The following is a 16927-nucleotide window of genomic DNA, read 5'->3' as shown; positions in this document are numbered from 1 at the left end:
TAATCATAGCTTACCCCAGCTGTTTTGAGAATGCCGTTGTGTTTTCACACTGCGGGATCGCTTGCTGACGTGGCACATTTGCCAACTGCCAATGCTCAACCGCCCAGCTCAATAATAACGGCAGATCAAGATCTTGCCAGTTTTCCGGCAGCGGTTGGCGCAGAAACTTCAGGGCAGCAACCAGTACTGGCCGTGGATCGCCAGTGGGCAGCGCGGGGGCGTGATTTTGCTTCGACAGTTTAATGCCGTTGTTCCCCAGCGCCAGTGGCAAATGCACATAGGTGGGAACCGGTGCCTGTAGTTGCTGATACAGCGCAATCTGGCGCACTGTGGGTTCGATCAGGTCGGCACCGCGGACGATTTCGGTCACGCCTTGAAAATGATCGTCGATCACCACCGCCAGATTGTAGGCAAACAGGCCATCGCGGCGGCGGATGATGAAATCTTCCTGTGCCAGCGCTGGATCGGCCCGAAGCTCGCCCTGCAACCGATCGTGGAAGGCATATACCGGGTTTGATTGACGTAAGCGGATCGCGGCACCCTGCGGGCCAAGCCGTAACTGGCGGCAATGGCCATCGTACAAACCGCCGATCTGCTGGATGCGGCTGCGGGTACAGGTGCAGTAATAGCTGAGATCCTGGCGTTGTAGCCAATCAAGGGTCGCACGGTAAGCTTCAGAGCGTTGGGATTGATAGATGACCTGGCCGTCCCAGTGGAGACCATAGTGTTCGAGTGCGGATAAGATACGCCCGGCAGCTCCGGCGACTTCGCGCGGAGGGTCGATATCTTCAATACGTACCAGCCATTGCCCGCGTTGAGCACGAGCCTGGAGGTAGCTTCCCAGAGCGGCAATCAGCGAACCGAAATGCAGATCCCCGGAAGGCGATGGGGCAAAGCGCCCCACATAGTGACTTGCTAGCATATCTGAAGGGATTGCTTCCCTTAACTCTGTGCGGCGCGCGTTATTGGCACGCGCCGCAGGAGGTAACAACTGCTTAGCCGGCCATCTGCTTTTCGCGGATTTCGGCCAACGTCTTGCAGTCGATGCACAAATCGGCAGTCGGACGCGCTTCAAGGCGACGAATGCCAATCTCCACGCCGCAAGACTCGCAGAAGCCGAAATCATCGTCTTCTACTTTCTTCAGCGTTTTCTCGATCTTTTTGATCAGTTTGCGCTCGCGGTCACGGTTACGCAGTTCGAGGCTGAACTCTTCTTCCTGAGTGGCACGGTCTGCCGGATCGGGGAAGTTAGCTGCCTCTTCTTGCATATGCGACACGGTACGATCGACTTCGTCCCTGAGTTGGTTGCGCCATGCTTCAAGGATGCGCCTGAAATGCGTCAACTGGGCGTCGTTCATGTACTCTTCGCCCGGTTTCTCTTGATACGGCTCCACCCCAGCGATGGCGAGAATGCTCAAGGACGAGGTTTTACGGGTTTGCCCTTCTTGCATATTGCTTCTCCTACATACACACGCACTATACCCTTTAATGCTAGTAGGGTATGTCGAATCCCCAATACGGGGGAAAAACAGGCCGCTATAAATAACAGAAGGGAAGAGGGATGGCAATTATTCCTGTCGCCTGCTTGACAATGGTGTGAAGGAAGGCGTATTTGGCGAAGCAATATCCGGTTGTCGATTTATTTGTGCCCGGCACCGCTAGCCAATAAAAAACGGTAACTTAGCGCTTAGCGAGATACCGTCAGGTGATAATTTTGCCCCGTAACAAACAACTTCCACTCCCAACTGCTGAACCTGCGCTAGTAGCACCGCATAATGCTCATCTATATGATTTGCTGGGGTGACCCGATCGATGCCGCTGTGTAACACGGCAAAGAACAGCACCGCCCGCTGCCCTTGTTCAACCACGTTTTGCAACTCACGCAGATGCTTCTGCCCTCTCAGCGTTACGGCATCGGGGAAGTAGCCCTGTTGATGTTGCAATAGTGTGACTGACTTAACTTCAATATAGCAGTCAACCCGGTTTTCTGCCTGTAATAACAAATCGATACGGCTGTTTTCGCCGCCATATTTCACTTCGCCGGTGATTTTACTGTAACCGGATAATTCACTGATTATATTCTGTTCAATGGCTTCACGAACCAGAGTGTTGGCCCGCAGGGTGTTGACGCAGATCCAGTCGCCAGCCAGGGTATGCGTCAGCTCCCAACTGTGGGCATATTTGCGTTTGGCGTTGTCCGAAGTGGAGTACCACACGGTGTCCCCTGGCGTAGCACAGCCGGTCATGGCACCGGTGTTGGCGCAGTGCAGGGTAAAGGTTTCGCCTTCAGGGGTGATCACATCGGCCAGAAAGCGTTTGTAGCGCTTGATGAGCGTGGCCGGTTTTAGTGGTGGGTCAAAGATCATGATTTATCCTGTGGGCCGAGTGGCCACTGCGCTAATTCGTGATAGCGGGTGCGGCCCTGTTCAAACGACGATTGGTAGAGAGAGAAATGGTTGGCGTTGAACGGCCACCCCGGCGTGCCAGGAGGAATAGCGACCGGTTGGGTTGCTGCCCGCAATAACGTGATATGGGGATGAAATGGCAACGGGCTTTGATAACAGCCGCTGCGGGCCGCTTGCGAACGCAACAACTCTGCCAACTGCAACAGCGCGCGTGGGGGGCGTTTGCTGCCCAACCACACCACTCCGGGGCGCGGCCAGTGGCCAAGATCGTCCAGATTGAGGCTAAAACCCGTCTGTGCGATACGCCCTGCCTGCGTTTTTAGTGCCTGTTCTTTCTGTGCGCTGACCTCGCCGAGAAAGGCCAGCGTCAGATGCAGATTGGCGGCGGCTACCGGGCGGCCATCTTCGGGTTTAAATGCCTCGGCACGCCAGCGGATCACCTGCTGCTGCAAGGCATTGGGTAGCGACAAGGCGAAGAACAGGCGGCGCGAGCTGGACATGAAACCCCGGTAAATGAATGAAATGTTGAGCCTAATGCTACAATGTGCGCTGTCCATTAACTACCCCATGGAGAGTTTTGTGTCCTCACTGCCCGTCAGCGCGGTTCTTGATGAGCTGCTTGCCGCACTGCAATCTGCCCCGCAGGTGTTGTTGCATGCCCCCACCGGTGCCGGGAAATCCACCTGGCTGCCGTTGCAGATCCTGGCAAAAGCCGGGCTGCCGGGGCGTATCATCATGCTGGAACCACGGCGGCTGGCGGCAAAAAACGTCGCTTATCGCTTGGCGCAACAGCTGGGTGAAGAACCGGGCCAGACCGTGGGATATCGCATGCGTGCCGAGAGCAAAAGCGGGCCACAGACGCGGCTGGAGGTGGTGACCGAGGGCATTCTCACCCGCATGTTGCAGCAGGATGCTGAACTGCAGGGCGTCTCGCTGATTATTCTTGATGAATTCCACGAGCGAAGTTTACAGGCCGATCTGGCGTTGGCCCTGCTGCTGGATGTTCAGCAGGGGCTGCGTGACGATCTGAAATTGCTGATCATGTCGGCGACGCTGGATAATGCGCGGCTGTCACAACTGCTGCCGCAAGCGCCGGTGGTGATGTCGGAAGGGCGCAGCTACCCGGTTGATCGGCAGTACCAGCCATTACCTAGTCACCAGCGGTTGGAAGATGGCGTTGCCTCTGCGGTGAAGCGCTTGTTGTCTGAGCAATCAGGTTCGCTGTTGTTATTCTTGCCCGGCGTGGCGGAGATTAACCGCGTGCAGGAACGGCTCATTGGCGAGGTGCCAGCGGATACCGATCTCTGCCCGCTGTATGGCGCATTGCCGTTGGCACAGCAGCAAAAGGCGATCCAACCGGCGCAGCACGGGCGGCGTAAAGTGGTGTTGGCGACCAATATTGCCGAAACCAGCTTGACCATTGAAGGCATCCGCCTGGTCGTCGACAGCGGGCTGGAGCGCGTAGCGCGTTATGACGTCCGTAATGGCCTGACGCGATTGGTCACCCAGCGCATCAGCCAGGCTTCGATGATCCAGCGCGCTGGGCGTGCCGGGCGCTTGGAGCCCGGAATTTGCTGGCATCTGTTTGCCAAAGAGCAGGCGGAGCGCGCTGCGGAACATGCTGAACCGGAGATCCTGCAAAGCGATCTGGCCAGCTTCTGGCTAGAGCTGCTGCAATGGGGCTGCGTGGATGTGGATCAACTTACCTGGCTCGATCGGCCGCCGTTGGCCGCATTAGCTGCTGCCCGCCGTTTATTGCATACTCTGGCGGCTATCGATGACGGTGAGAAGCTCACAGCCATTGGTCGTCAAATGGCCGGATTAGGTTGCGAACCAAGGCTGGCGGCCATGCTGTGTGCCGGTGCCAAGATGGGGGCCGATGGATTAGCCACTGCGGCGATGTTGGCTGCCTTGCTGGAGGAACCGCCACGCAGCGGGCAGATGGATATAGGCTATTGGCTAGGCCGCCCACAGCCGCATTGGCAACGCCGGGCGGCACAGCTGAGCAAGCGCTTACCGCAAAAAAGTGGGCAGATTGATGCCGATCTGGCCGCTCCTTTGCTGGCGCAGGCATTTGCCGATCGTATCGCCCAACGGCGCGGGCAGGATGGGCGCTATCTGTTGGCCAATGGCCTGGGCGCAGCGATGGATCAGGACGAAGCGCTCTCCAGGGCTCCCTGGTTGATTATTCCCAGCCTGTTGCAAGGCCATAACAACCCGGATGCCCGTATCCTGCTGGCGTTACCGATCGAAATTGATGCGCTGGTGGCGAGGTTGCCCGAGATTGTCAGCAACCAGACCGCCGTCGAGTGGGATGAAGAAAAGGGCACCCTGCGGGCCTGGAAGCGCCAACAGATTGGCCGCTTAACGCTGCGGGCTCAGCCGCTGGCCAAACCGGCGGAAGAGGAACTGCAACAGGCACTGATAAATTGGGTCCGCGCCCAGGGATTGGCAGTGCTTAATTGGGATATCGCTGCCGAACAGTTGCGCCTGCGTTTACACTGTGCCCAGCGTTGGTTGCCAGAGGCCGAGTGGCCGCCAGTGGATGACGAGACGTTGCTCGACACCCTGGAAAGCTGGTTGCTACCGTCATTGAGCGGCGTACGCGATCTGCGCGGATTAAAGCAGGTCAATATCGCTGAAGCCTTGGCCCGCCGGTTAGACTGGCAGCAAAAGCAACGGCTGGATAATGCCCTGCCAACTCATTATGCTGTGCCGACCGGTAGCCGTTTGCCGATCCGCTACGATGCCGATAAACCGCCGGTATTGGCGGTGCGTTTACAGGAGATGTTTGGTGAACAGCGTAGCCCAACGTTGGCTGAGGGTCGCATCCCTGTGGTGCTTGAGTTACTCTCTCCGGCGCACCGGCCATTGCAGATCACCGGCGATCTGGCCGCCTTCTGGCAAGGCGCGTACCGCGAGGTGCAAAAGGAAATGAAGGGGCGCTATCCCAAGCACGTATGGCCAGACGACCCGGCCAATACCGCCCCCACCCGGCGCACCAAGAAATACCAGTAACGAATTCAGATGTTTCTTCTGTTCAGCCAGATGGCTTAGGGACAGATTAAGCGACAAAATAACGGACCCGTCGTCTTTCAAGCTGCAGCGTTGTTACCTGCGCTATCACACCCCAGTCACTTACCCAAAAGTAAGCTCCTGGGGATGAGATAGCTTGTCGCCTAGCTACAGCTTGAAATCCATAGGGTATAGAGTGCTGCAAGCGTGGAGAAGAACCGCAATGGCTGGGGATGACCGCGAGCCCATCGGGCGCAAAGGCAAACAACCAAAACGTAATGTGCCGCGTAAACCGGCGCGTCGTCAGCGTGACGACGATTATGAAGAAGACGAGTATCAGGATGAGTATGACGATGATGAGTACGATGACGACGAAGAGGAACAACGCATGCCGCCCAAGGTAAAAGCGAAGTCGCCGCGTAAAAAGCGCCGTTGGCTCGGCCTGCTGATAAAACTGTTCCTGGTGATTGCGGTGCTGCTGGCGATCTACGGAGTTTATCTGGATTCCCAGATCCGTAGCCGCATCGATGGCAAAGTCTGGCAGCTACCGGCGGCGGTGTATGGCCGCATGGTCAACCTTGAGCCGGGTATGCCTTACAGCAAGAAAGAAATGATTGCCCTGCTGGAAGGGATGCAATATCGCCAGGTCAGCCGCATGACCCGGCCTGGAGAGTTTACCGTGCAGGCCAACAGCATCGAGATGCTGCGCCGCCCGTTTGATTTCCCGGATGGCAAAGAAGGCCAGATCCACGCTCGCCTCGATTTCCAAAACAATGGCCTGGCGAAAATCGTCAACATGGAAAATCAGCGTAACTTTGGCTTCTTCCGCCTCGATCCGCGCCTGATCACCATGCTGCAATCGCCGAATGGCGAGCAACGCCTGTTTGTGCCGCGCTCTGGTTTCCCTGATCTGCTGGTCGACACGCTAATCGCTACCGAAGACCGCCATTTCTACGAGCATGATGGTATCAGCTTTTACTCCATTGGCCGTGCCGTGGTGGCCAACCTGACAGCCGGGCGTGCGGTGCAGGGCGGCAGTACCTTGACTCAGCAACTGGTAAAAAACCTGTTCCTGACCAACGAGCGTTCGCTGTGGCGTAAGGTCAACGAAGCCTACATGGCTTTGCTGGTGGATTACCGTTATAGCAAAGACCGTATTCTGGAGCTGTATCTGAACGAGGTGTATCTCGGCCAGAGCGGTAGCGATCAGATCCGTGGTTTCCCGTTGGCCAGCCTGTACTACTTTGGTCGCCCGGTCGATGAACTGAGTCTGGATCAGCAGGCGCTGCTGGTGGGCATGGTGAAAGGGGCCTCGCTGTACAACCCTTGGCGTAACCCAAAGTTGGCGCTGGAGCGTCGTAACCTGGTGCTCAAGCTGTTACAGAACCAGGGGGTGATCGACGCTGAGCTGTACAACATGCTGAGTGCTCGCCCGCTGGGCGTACAGCCGAAAGGTGGGGTGATTTCACCGCAGCCTGCGTTTATGCAACTGGTGCGTCAGGAGTTGCAGGCCAAGCTGGGTGACAAGGTTAACGATCTTTCCGGGGTGAAGATCTTCACTACGTTGGATCCGGTTTCACAGGATGCGGCCGAGAAGGCGGTGGAAGACGGTATCCCGGCGCTGCGTGCTGCGCGTCACCTGAACGATCTGGAAGCGGCGATGGTGATTGTCGACCGCTTTACCGGAGAGGTTCGTGCCATGGTGGGCGGTGCCGATCCTCAGTTTGCCGGCTTTAACCGTGCGCTGCAGGCGCGCCGTCTGGTAGGGTCACTGGCCAAGCCGCCAACCTATCTGACCGCGCTGTCGGAACCGGATAAGTATCGGCTCAATACCTGGCTGGCCGATCAGCCGCTGTCAATCAAACTGCCGAATGGCAGTTCGTGGCAGCCGAATAACTACGATCGCCAGTTCCGTGGCCGGGTGATGCTGGTGGATGCGTTGGCCAACTCGCTCAACGTGCCAACGGTCAACCTGGGGATGTCGGTGGGGCTGGATCAGATCAGCGCTACCCTGCAAAAGTTGGGTATTCCTAAATCGGCGATCACTCCGGTGCCTTCCATATTGCTGGGGGCCATCGGCCTGACGCCGATGGAAGTGGCGCAGGAATACCAGACCATCGCCAGCGGAGGTAACCGTGCGCCACTGTCTGCCGTGCGTTCGGTGATTGCGGAAGATGGTACCGCGTTGTATCAGAGCTTCCCGCAGGCGGAACGCATGGTGCCTGCACAGGCGGCTTACCTGACGCTGTATGCTATGCAGCAGGGTGTGGCACGCGGGACTTCCCGTTCGCTGTCGGTCAAGTTCCCTAATTACAACCTGGCCGCTAAAACCGGTACCACTAACGATCTGCGAGACAGCTGGTTTGCCGGTATCGACGGCAAGGAAGTGGCGATTGCCTGGGTAGGGCGTGACAATAACGGCCCGGCCAAACTGACCGGTGCCAACGGTGCCTTGACGCTGTATCGTCGCTATCTGGAAAACCAGACGCCGCTGGTACTGAAGCTGCAACAACCTGAAGGTATTAGCCAGATGGGTATTGATTCTGCCGGTAACTTTATCTGTGGTGGCAGCAGTTGGCGCACCATCCCGGTTTGGACTGAAAACCCGCAAGGGCTATGCCAGGCAAGCCAGGCCGAGCAGCAACAAACTCAGCAACAACAAGCCGGAGAACAGAAAGATGCCGACGGCGTTGCTGGCTGGATAAAAGATATGTTTGGCAAATAACCCCCAATCGTTATGTTAAGCATATTTATCATTTGATTTTACTGTGTTATCAAGCCCGTAGCGTTCTGTTACGGGCTTTCCTTTCTTTGTTGTTGGTTTTATTTCCACCCTGTTAATGCGGTTACCGCGCCAATCCCATAGCTTTTTTACGGCCGAAATACGCTTGCAGTTCCATTAGCCTTCTGCATAAAATGCCGCGCTTATAATAATTATTATCGTTCACATTCGTTATCAAACCACATCAGAGAAACCAGACATGCCGACCAAGCGTTATTCCCCATCACCGGCCAAATCAGGCTTGTTCCCCGTAAGCGTTTTGGCTGCCACGATCGCGGCTACGCTAACCTTACCTGCGGTTGCAGCCCAGACGACGGCTGCCGCGGATGCCGATACTATTACGGTGGTAGGGGGCGGCAACGGCGGTGCTTCACAGGAAAGCGCCTGGGGCCCAGTTGGCACCATCGTGGCGAAACGCAGCGCGACCGGCACCAAAACGGATACGCCGCTAGTGAAGACCCCTCAATCGGTATCGGTGGTCACGCGTGAACAAATGGACGTTATGCAGCCTTCCTCGGTGAAAGAAGCGTTAGGCTTCACCCCCGGTGTGATGGTGGGCAGCCGCGGCAGCTCCAACGTCTATGATGCGGTTTATATTCGTGGTTTTGGCTCGGTCAACCAGAATATCTATCTGGATGGTTTGAAGCTGCAAGGCGACTATTTTAACGAGGCCGTAATCGATCCTTATTTCCTTGAGCGGGCCGAAGTGCTGCGCGGGCCTTCTTCCGTGCTTTACGGTAAAAGCAGCCCAGGTGGGATTATCTCGCTGATCAGCAAGCGCCCAACCACGGAACCGCTGAAAGAAATCCAATTTAAAATGGGTACAGATAACCTGTTCCAGACTGGCTTTGATTTCAGTAATGCATTGGATGATGACGGCAAGTATTCCTTCCGCCTGACCGGGTTGGCCAAAGACGCTGACGCTCAGCAGGAGATGGCCAAGGAAAAACGCTATACCATTGCGCCTTCATTCAGTTGGCAGCCCGATGAGCATACCAACCTGACGCTGTATTCTTACCTGCAAAACGATCCTAACCTCGGCTACTACGGCTGGTTGCCGATGCAGGGAACGGTGGTCAACGCGCCTTATGGCAAGCTGCCAACCAGCTTCAACGAAGGTGAAAAGAGTAACTTCTATTCGCGCCAGACGCGCATGTTTGGTTACAGCTTCTCCCATGATTTCGATGATACCTGGACCGTACGCCAGAACCTGCGTTATATGCAGTTGCATACCAACCAGAACAATATCTATGGCACCGGCGTAAACGCCGACAACACGACTCTGAACCGTAACTATATCGCTTCGGATGAGCGTCTGAATAACTTCAGCGTTGATACCCAGGGCCAGGCCAAGTTTGCTACTGGCCGCGTCGATCATACGTTGCTGGCTGGCGTAGATTTTATGCGCATGAGTAACGATATTCAGGGCGGCTGGGGTGTGGCGAGTCCACTGGATCTGGCTAACCCGCAGTTTGGTCATTATACCAAGGGAACGTTAAACCCAACCAGTAAGGTCAATGGCCAACGGCAGGTGGGTATTTACCTGCAGGAACAGGCCGAGTGGAACCAGTGGATCCTGACAGCCGGTACGCGTTATGACTGGGCTAAGAGCACCGTTGAGGATCGCACCGACATGGCTACGATCCCCTACAGTGAGCAGAAAGACCACCAGTCTACCAATCGCATCGGCCTGAACTATCTGTTCGACAACGGCATCTCGCCATATGTCAGCTACGCGCAATCCTTTGAGCCGAACGTGGGCGCAGGGTATGACGGCAAGGCCTTTGTGCCTTCCAAAGGCGAACAGTATGAGGCTGGCGTGAAATACATGCCAAAAGATCGTCCTGTCTCAGCCACCATTGCCATCTATCAACTGACCAAGTCAAATAACCTGGTCACGGATGTTGAGCATGCCGATAAAGGTTGGTTCCAGCAGCAAACCGGGGAGATCCGCTCTCGCGGCGTAGAGTTGGAAGGCAAAGCGGCGCTGACGGCTAACGTCAACCTGCTGGCGTCCTATACCTATACCGATGCAGAATACACCGAAGACACCACCAACCAGGGCAATACGCCAGCGATCATTCCTAAGCATATGGCCTCTTTGTGGGGGGATTATACCTTCCACGAAACCGCATTGAGTGGCCTGACGCTGGGCGCAGGTGTACGTTATACCGGCTCAACCTATGGTGACGAAGCCAACACCTTCAAAGTGCCGGACTACACCGTGTGGAATACCGTGATCAAGTATGATTTGGCGCGCTTCAACCTGCCAGGTTCTTCCGTAGCGCTTAACGTTAACAACCTGTTTGATAAAGAGTACGTCTCTAGCTGTTTCGCCACCTATGGCTGTTTCTGGGGGGCAGAACGTCAAGTGGTCGCCACGGCAACCTTCAGTTTCTAATCGGCTAACGGGAGCGGCCTTTGGTCGCTCCCCGCCAAGCAGGGCCTATGCAGGATAAACACCTTAATCGCGATGCTACGTTCCAGCTCGACCGCGTGAGCTTTGCCGTGCCAGGGCGGGTGCTGTTACAGCCGCTGTCATTGGCCTTTCCTCAAGGCAAAGTGTGTGGATTGATTGGTCATAATGGCTCCGGCAAATCCACGCTGCTGAAAATCCTTGGTCGTCACCAAAATCCTACCTCTGGCCAGGCATTGCTTAATGGGCAACCGCTGGGTCAATGGGATAGCAAAGCCTTTGCTCGCCAAGTGGCCTATCTGCCGCAGCAATTGCCTGCAGCGGAAGGGATGACGGTGCGCGAATTGGTCGCCATCGGCCGCTACCCGTGGCACGGCGCGTTAGGCCGTTTCAAGGCTGGCGATCGCGAGCTGGTAGAAGAGGCGATCGGGCTGGTAGGTTTAAAACCCTTTGCCAACCGCCTGGTAGACAGCCTCTCCGGCGGCGAGCGTCAACGGGCCTGGCTGGCGATGATGGTCGCGCAGGATAGCCGTTGTTTGTTGCTGGATGAACCGACCTCTGCGTTGGATATTGCCCATCAGGTTGAAGTGCTGGCGTTGATCCAACGCCTGAGCCATGAGCGTGGCCTGACGGTGATTGCAGTGCTGCATGACATCAACATGGCGGCTCGTTATTGCGATCATCTGGTGGCGTTACGCGGCGGCGAAATGATTGCCCAAGGGTCATCGCTCGAACTGATGCAAGGGCCGGTGCTGGAACAGATCTACGGCATCCCGATGGGCATATTGCCGCATCCAAGTGGCGGTGCACCAGTGAGCTTCGTGTATTAATGCCTACCTCTGCCGATTTTCATCATGACCCGCTGCGCCGGCGTTTATTAACGGCGATGGCATTATCGCCTCTGTTGTTCTCTTTACCGTCGCGTGCGACAGGTTTGCCCGATATCACACGTATCGCGGCATTGGAGTGGCTACCGGTCGAGCTGCTGATCGCACTGGGCGTGATGCCGCAAGCGGTTGCCGATATCCACAACTACAACCTGTGGGTGCAAGATCCTCGGTTGCCGGATTCGGTGATCGACGTCGGTCAACGTACCGAACCCAATCTGGAGCTGTTGCAACAGATCAAACCTTCTCTGATCCTGCTTTCCAAAGGCTATGGCCCTTCGCCACAAAAACTGCAGCCTATCGGCCCGACCATGGAGTTTGGTTTTAACGACGGCAGCGGTAAACCGCTCACCGTGGGCAAAAACTCGTTGCTGCAATTGGCACAGCGGATAGGTCTGGAAGCACGGGCTACCCAGCATCTGCAACAGTTTGATGCTTTCATGCTGGAGGCGCGTAACCGCCTGGCGGGGTATCGGCAACAGCCGCTGCTGCTGTTTTCTTTGCTCGATCCTCGGCACGTGTTGGTGATTGGTCAGAAGAGCCTGTTTCAGGAAGTGATGGATCAGCTAGGCATTGAGAATGCCTGGCAGGGGGAAACCAACTTCTGGGGGACCTCGGTGGTGGGGATCGAACGCCTGGCGACAATAAAAAATGCGCGAGCGATTTATCTCGATCACGGTAATCAAGCCATGATGGATAAGGTCAGCAAGACGCCGCTGTGGCAGGCCTTGCCGTTTATCCGCCAGGGCCAACTGCGGCAGGTGCCAGCGGTGTGGTTCTACGGGGCTACGCTTTCGGCCATGCGTTTTTGCCGATTGCTGGAGCAGGCGCAGGAGACCCGCTCATGAGTGCACGCCTGCGTATCTTGCCGATAGCGCTGATTCTGTTACTGCTGGCCGCGGCGGGGGGCCTGACGCTCTTCAACCTGCTGCATCAACTGCCGTGGGAGCAGTGGTCACAGGCGTTGGTACAGCCAGACATCGACAATGTCGATCAGATGTTGTTCCACTACAGCCTGTTGCCACGCCTGTCAGTCTCGTTGCTGGTGGGAGCCGGGTTGGGATTGGTCGGCGTACTGTTCCAGCAGGTATTACGTAATCCTTTGGCGGAACCCGCCACGCTCGGCGTGGCTGCCGGGGCTCAGCTAGGCTTGACGATTGCCACGCTGTGGATGCTGCCTGGGGGCGAATTGACCCGACAGCTGGCGGCGATGGTTGGTGCCATTGTGGTCGGTGGGCTGGTGTTCGGCGTTGCCTGGGGCAAACGGATGTCGCCCGTGACGTTGATTCTGGCCGGTCTGGTACTTGGGCTGTACTGCGGGGCGGTCAATAGCCTGCTGGCGTTGTTCAATTACGATCAGCTGCAAGGTCTGTTCCTGTGGAGTACCGGTGCGCTAAACCAGCAGGATTGGGGGACCGTGCAGTTTATCCTGCCGCGCTTGCTGTTGGTTGCCGTGCTGGCCGCCTTATTGATCCGCCCACTAACGCTGTTAGGGCTGGACGACGGCGTGGCACGTAATCTGGGCCTGGGCCTGGCATTGTCGCGCTTTGCGGCGTTGGCGGTGGCGATTGTGTTCAGCGCCATGTTGGTCAATGCGGTCGGCGTGATCGGTTTTATCGGCCTATTTGCCCCGTTGATGGCCAAGATGCTAGGAGCCCGCCGTCTGGCGCACCGCATGATGTTGGCACCACTATTGGGGGCATTGCTGCTCTGGTTGACCGATCAGGTGATGATCTGGCTGACGCTGGTGTGGCGTGAAATCCCAACCGGCGCGGCGACGGCACTGATTGGTGCGCCGTTGCTGCTTTGGTTGTTACCACGCTTACGCAGCAGCGCAACTCCGCCGCCGATGGATTTGGGCGACAAAGTGCCTGTCGAACGTGGCCGCTTGCCGATATGGATCCTGCTGGGGAGCGTTTTACTATTGGCCGGGATTGCGGTGGCGCTGATGTTTGGGCAAAACCCCCACGGCTGGCACTGGAGCGTGGGCAGTGAATTACAGGCGCTGATGCCTTGGCGCTGGCCACGAGTGGTTTCAGCCCTGGCGGCCGGGATGATGCTGGCGGTAGCCGGAACGCTGATCCAGAAACTGACCGGTAACCCGATGTCCAGCCCGGAAGTGCTGGGGATCAGTTCCGGCGCGGCTTTCGGCGTGGTAATGATGCTGTTTATCGTCCCTGGTGATGCTTTTATGTGGTTGTTACCCGCCGGGAGTCTGGGGGCGGCGGCTACGCTGTTGATCATCATGATTGCGGCTGGACGTGGCGGATTCTCTACCGAACGCATGCTGTTGGCGGGTATCGCCCTCAGCACCGCCTTTAGCACGACCATTTTCCTGCTGTTGGCCAGTGGCGATCCCCGCATGGGAGGGCTGTTGGTGTGGCTCTCCGGCTCTACCTACTCGGTGGATGCTCCGCAGGCAATACGTACGGCGGCGATTGCTGGCGTGTTGATAGTCTTGGCCCCGCTGTGTAGACGTTGGCTGACAATTCTGCCGTTGGGCGGCGCTACAGCACGCTCCGTAGGGATTGCCCTGACGCCGACCCGGCTGAGCATTTTGCTGCTGGCGGCAACGCTGACGGCGATGGCGACGCTAACCGTCGGGCCGCTGAGTTTTATTGGCCTGATGGCACCGCATATGGCCCGGATGTTGGGATTCCGCCGGGCGCTGCCGCAGATGGTGATTGCTGCGCTGCTAGGCGGCCTGCTGATGGTGTTTGCGGACTGGTGTGGCCGGATGGTGATGTTCCCTTACCAAATCCCCGCAGGGCTGCTGGCGACCTTTATTGGCGCGCCGTACTTTGTCTATCTGCTGCGTAAGCAAACTTCGTAGACTATCTCGGCTTACCACCATTGCCACCAAGGGCTCAGCATTGCTGGGCCCTTGGTTTTTCAGGCAGTTGCAAAGCATTGCGTGGCATTGCGCAAAGTTGGTTTTTAGACGTGAAACAGCCGCCAGTCGGGCTGGTGAGATGAATATACTGCGGGTGGGTGCTCTGGATCTTTGTATCTGGAGCCAATGCGAAAGGTACAAAGAGAAAAGCCCCGAGTCGATAATATCAACCCGAGGCCAACTCTAACGCCGAACAACGTTAGGTTAGCTTCTTATCTGCCGAGAGGCAAGGATAAGGAGGCATGATGCCAAACAGAGGAGATATCGTAAAACTGGTCGTTATCTGTACCACGGTTATCTTGCTGGTATGGATAACGCGCAGCAAACTTTGTGAGCTGCGTATTCGATCGGGCAACACGGAGGTTGCGGCCATTTTGGCCTACGAATCCGAACGGTAAGGCAACCCAACGGCGGGGGCCTGCTCCCGCCCGTTGGTTGTAAGCGTGCAGATCTATGAGCGCCCATCTCTTACAAATTCAAACGGCGGGCTGACGGTTCGTTGTTTGAGTCTGCTCACACATTCATCCTGCTACGCCCGTTCAGGTTAGTTCGGCCTACACATTCAGCAATATTGCCACGGTCATTGAGCGCTGTTTTTTCAGGCCGTTACAATGCATTGCGTGGCACTGCGCAAAGTTGAAAATTAGGGGTGAAACGGCCGCTGGTCGGGCTGGTGAGATGAATATACTGCGGATGGGTGCTCTGGATCTTTGTATCTGGAGCCAATGCGAAAGGTACAAAGAGAAAAGCCCCGAGTCGATAATATCAACCCGAGGCCAACTCTAACGCTCCACAACGTTAGGTTAGCTTCTTACTCGCCGCGAGGCAAGGATAAGGAGGCATGATGCCAGACAGAGGAGATATCGTAAAACTGGTCATTATCTGTACCACGGTTATCTTGTTGGTATGGATAACGCGCAGCAAACTTTGCGAGCTGCGTATTAGATCGGGCAACACGTAGGTTGCGGCCATTTTGGCCTACGAATCCGAACGGTAAGGCAACCCAACGGCGGGGGCCTGCTCCCGCCAGTTGGTTGTAAGCGTGCAGATCTATGAGCACCCATTCTCTACAAACCAAAACGACGGGCTTCTGGCCCGTCGTTTATAACCGTAACTATCAGCTCAACTTTTTAAGCGTTTCGGAAAAGAGTTCCCCGGAAATTGCCCAGTTGTCTGTCGTTACGTCATTGAAAATGACATACACATACTGCGGATCAACTTTTGCGTGTGTGGCGATAGCGTCGGTTACCGCTTTAGCAATTGCAGGTTTAGCGTCGTCACGGCCCTCGAACATCTGAATATTGACTACTGGCATTTTAGAACCCCTATAAGAATGGATGATATGTCAGGTAATCTGACGTTGGAGGGATCCTACTAGGGTAGAGAAAGTGGATAAACTGTCTAAAAGAGCACACAGCGTAGAATAAAAATCTACAATTAGCCGAAGGTTTTTTGTGCGGCTAACGCGATTAATTCATCAATGATAAAGCGTACTCCTGGTAGCAGATGACGGGCTCGAGGCCATATGACATTCAATTCGGTTGGTGAGGGGTTGTATGCTTCAAGTATTGGCACTAATTTACCACTCAGTATATGCGGTCTTAGTAACGCCTCCGGAAATTGAATCACACCGGCTCCGGCGATACAGGCATCTATCATAGCGTCGCCATCACTGATTTGATGAAAAGGTGCGGGTTTAAGTCTGATGTCTTTCCCTTCACCATTCCGAATCAACCAGCTTAAAGGTGCTCCGCCACGCCAGGCTAAAATACAGCGATGGATACTCAGTTCGGCTAAGGTTTCAGGCGTGCCATAGGTAGAAAGATAGGCTGGCGATGCACAGATAATCAGGTGCTGCTCATTCAGCTTGCGGGCTACAAGGTCGGTGGTATCTTTAACCGCCCCGAAACGAATGGCGAGATCAAAACCTATATCCAGAGGGTCGATGATCCGGTCATTAAAGGTAATGGTCAGTTTCAGGTGGGGATAGCGTTTCGTCATGTCCATCAACACCGGCATCATGACCGAACGGCCAAAGGCAGCAGGAAGATCAATTCTGACTGTGCCTACGGGTTCCGTTAGTTTCGAACGTAACGCCATCTCGGCCATCTGTAATGTCTCTAGCGCACTCTGGCAGCTTGCCAGGTATGCTTCTCCTTCTGTCGTAAGGCTGATTTTCCGCGTGGTGCGATGGAATAGAGGAGTACCGAGGTTATGTTCCAGACGCTGAATGCTTTTTCCAATTGCTGATTTGGACACACCTAGCTGTTCCGCAGCTTGAGTAAAGCTACTTGAATTTGCAGCCGTCACAAAATGGATGATGCTGCTGAAAGATTCGGTAGAAATCACGGTTGGCATGTTATCCATCCGGCTGGAAATTGGAGGGCTACTGTAGCGCAAAGCCGTTATTCAAAACAGCGTTGCTCATTTTTCTCCCTCGGATAACATGAAAGTAAATTTACAGTTAACCTTGAGTGGTGCAGTTCAGAAGACTCCGTGAGTTATCGATCCTGGACATCCTGACTTGAC

The 16927-nt window shown here is 55.7% G+C and carries 14 protein-coding genes; 8 read left to right on the top strand and 6 right to left on the bottom strand.

Features of this window, described 5'->3' with window-relative positions:
• Positions 1–10: 10 nt before the first annotated feature.
• The 4 genes from gluQRS to thpR all read right to left on the bottom strand — a co-directional run bounded on the left by gluQRS (position 11) and on the right by thpR (position 2905).
• Positions 11–922 (bottom strand): tRNA glutamyl-Q(34) synthetase GluQRS, encoded by a 912-nt coding sequence (gene gluQRS, locus A6U95_RS11050; protein ID WP_024528316.1) that lies wholly within the window; start codon positions 920–922, stop codon positions 11–13.
• A 73-nt stretch (positions 923–995) separates the two neighbouring features.
• The gene (dksA, locus tag A6U95_RS11045) at positions 996–1451 is read right to left on the bottom strand and encodes an RNA polymerase-binding protein DksA (protein ID WP_021179742.1); all 456 of its coding nucleotides are present in this window, start codon (positions 1449–1451) and stop codon (positions 996–998) included.
• Between the two features lie 207 nt (positions 1452–1658).
• On the bottom strand, positions 1659–2366 hold the full coding sequence (gene sfsA, locus A6U95_RS11040; protein ID WP_065684524.1) for a DNA/RNA nuclease SfsA: 708 nt from the start codon (positions 2364–2366) through the stop codon (positions 1659–1661).
• Positions 2363–2905: an RNA 2',3'-cyclic phosphodiesterase gene (gene thpR, locus A6U95_RS11035; RefSeq protein ID WP_065684523.1), complete on the bottom strand. Its 543-nt coding sequence runs from the start codon at positions 2903–2905 to the stop codon at positions 2363–2365. Before thpR ends, sfsA begins: the two co-directional genes overlap by 4 nt.
• A 67-nt stretch (positions 2906–2972) precedes the next feature.
• Between thpR and hrpB the strand changes: the two genes are divergently transcribed.
• The 8 genes from hrpB to A6U95_RS10995 all read left to right on the top strand — a co-directional run bounded on the left by hrpB (position 2973) and on the right by A6U95_RS10995 (position 15359).
• Positions 2973–5423: an ATP-dependent helicase HrpB gene (gene hrpB / locus A6U95_RS11030; RefSeq protein ID WP_241810654.1), complete on the top strand. Its 2451-nt coding sequence runs from the start codon at positions 2973–2975 to the stop codon at positions 5421–5423.
• A gap of 220 nt (positions 5424–5643) precedes the next feature.
• Positions 5644–8145, top strand: a complete 2502-nt coding sequence (gene mrcB, locus A6U95_RS11025) for a bifunctional glycosyl transferase/transpeptidase (RefSeq protein ID WP_065684522.1) — start codon at positions 5644–5646, stop codon at positions 8143–8145.
• Positions 8146–8401: 256 nt separating this feature from the next.
• Positions 8402–10603: a ferrichrome porin FhuA gene (gene fhuA, locus A6U95_RS11020; RefSeq protein ID WP_065684521.1), complete on the top strand. Its 2202-nt coding sequence runs from the start codon at positions 8402–8404 to the stop codon at positions 10601–10603.
• A gap of 47 nt (positions 10604–10650) precedes the next feature.
• Positions 10651–11448 carry a Fe3+-hydroxamate ABC transporter ATP-binding protein FhuC gene (gene fhuC / locus A6U95_RS11015; RefSeq protein ID WP_024484359.1) on the top strand — a complete coding sequence of 266 codons (798 nt, stop codon included), beginning with the start codon at positions 10651–10653 and terminating at the stop codon, positions 11446–11448.
• Entirely contained in the window at positions 11448–12353 is a 906-nt protein-coding gene (gene fhuD / locus A6U95_RS11010; protein ID WP_065684520.1) for a Fe(3+)-hydroxamate ABC transporter substrate-binding protein FhuD, read from the top strand. Before fhuC ends, fhuD begins: the two co-directional genes overlap by 1 nt.
• Positions 12350–14338 (top strand): Fe(3+)-hydroxamate ABC transporter permease FhuB, encoded by a 1989-nt coding sequence (gene fhuB / locus A6U95_RS11005; protein ID WP_065684519.1) that lies wholly within the window; start codon positions 12350–12352, stop codon positions 14336–14338. Before fhuD ends, fhuB begins: the two co-directional genes overlap by 4 nt.
• 305 nt (positions 14339–14643) lie before the next feature.
• Positions 14644–14796: a Hok/Gef family protein gene (locus tag A6U95_RS11000; protein ID WP_024484362.1), complete on the top strand. Its 153-nt coding sequence runs from the start codon at positions 14644–14646 to the stop codon at positions 14794–14796.
• A 446-nt stretch (positions 14797–15242) separates the two neighbouring features.
• Entirely contained in the window at positions 15243–15359 is a 117-nt protein-coding gene (locus A6U95_RS10995; protein WP_198927298.1) for a Hok/Gef family protein, read from the top strand.
• A gap of 156 nt (positions 15360–15515) precedes the next feature.
• Here the strand turns inward: A6U95_RS10995 and A6U95_RS10990 are convergent, their stop codons facing one another.
• A complete protein-coding gene (locus A6U95_RS10990) occupies positions 15516–15713 on the bottom strand; it encodes a 4-oxalocrotonate tautomerase family protein (RefSeq protein ID WP_065684517.1) in 198 nt (65 codons plus the stop codon).
• Positions 15714–15835: 122 nt separating this feature from the next.
• Positions 15836–16756 (bottom strand): LysR family transcriptional regulator, encoded by a 921-nt coding sequence (locus tag A6U95_RS10985; RefSeq protein ID WP_065684516.1) that lies wholly within the window; start codon positions 16754–16756, stop codon positions 15836–15838.
• Between the last annotated feature and the right edge of the window lie 171 nt (positions 16757–16927).

This window comes from Serratia sp. 14-2641 (assembly GCF_001692375.1).
Classification (GTDB): Bacteria; Pseudomonadota; Gammaproteobacteria; order Enterobacterales; family Enterobacteriaceae; genus Chania; species Chania fonticola_C.
The sequence above is the reverse complement of the archived record's forward strand: the minus strand, read 5'-3'. Positions and strand labels throughout refer to the sequence as shown.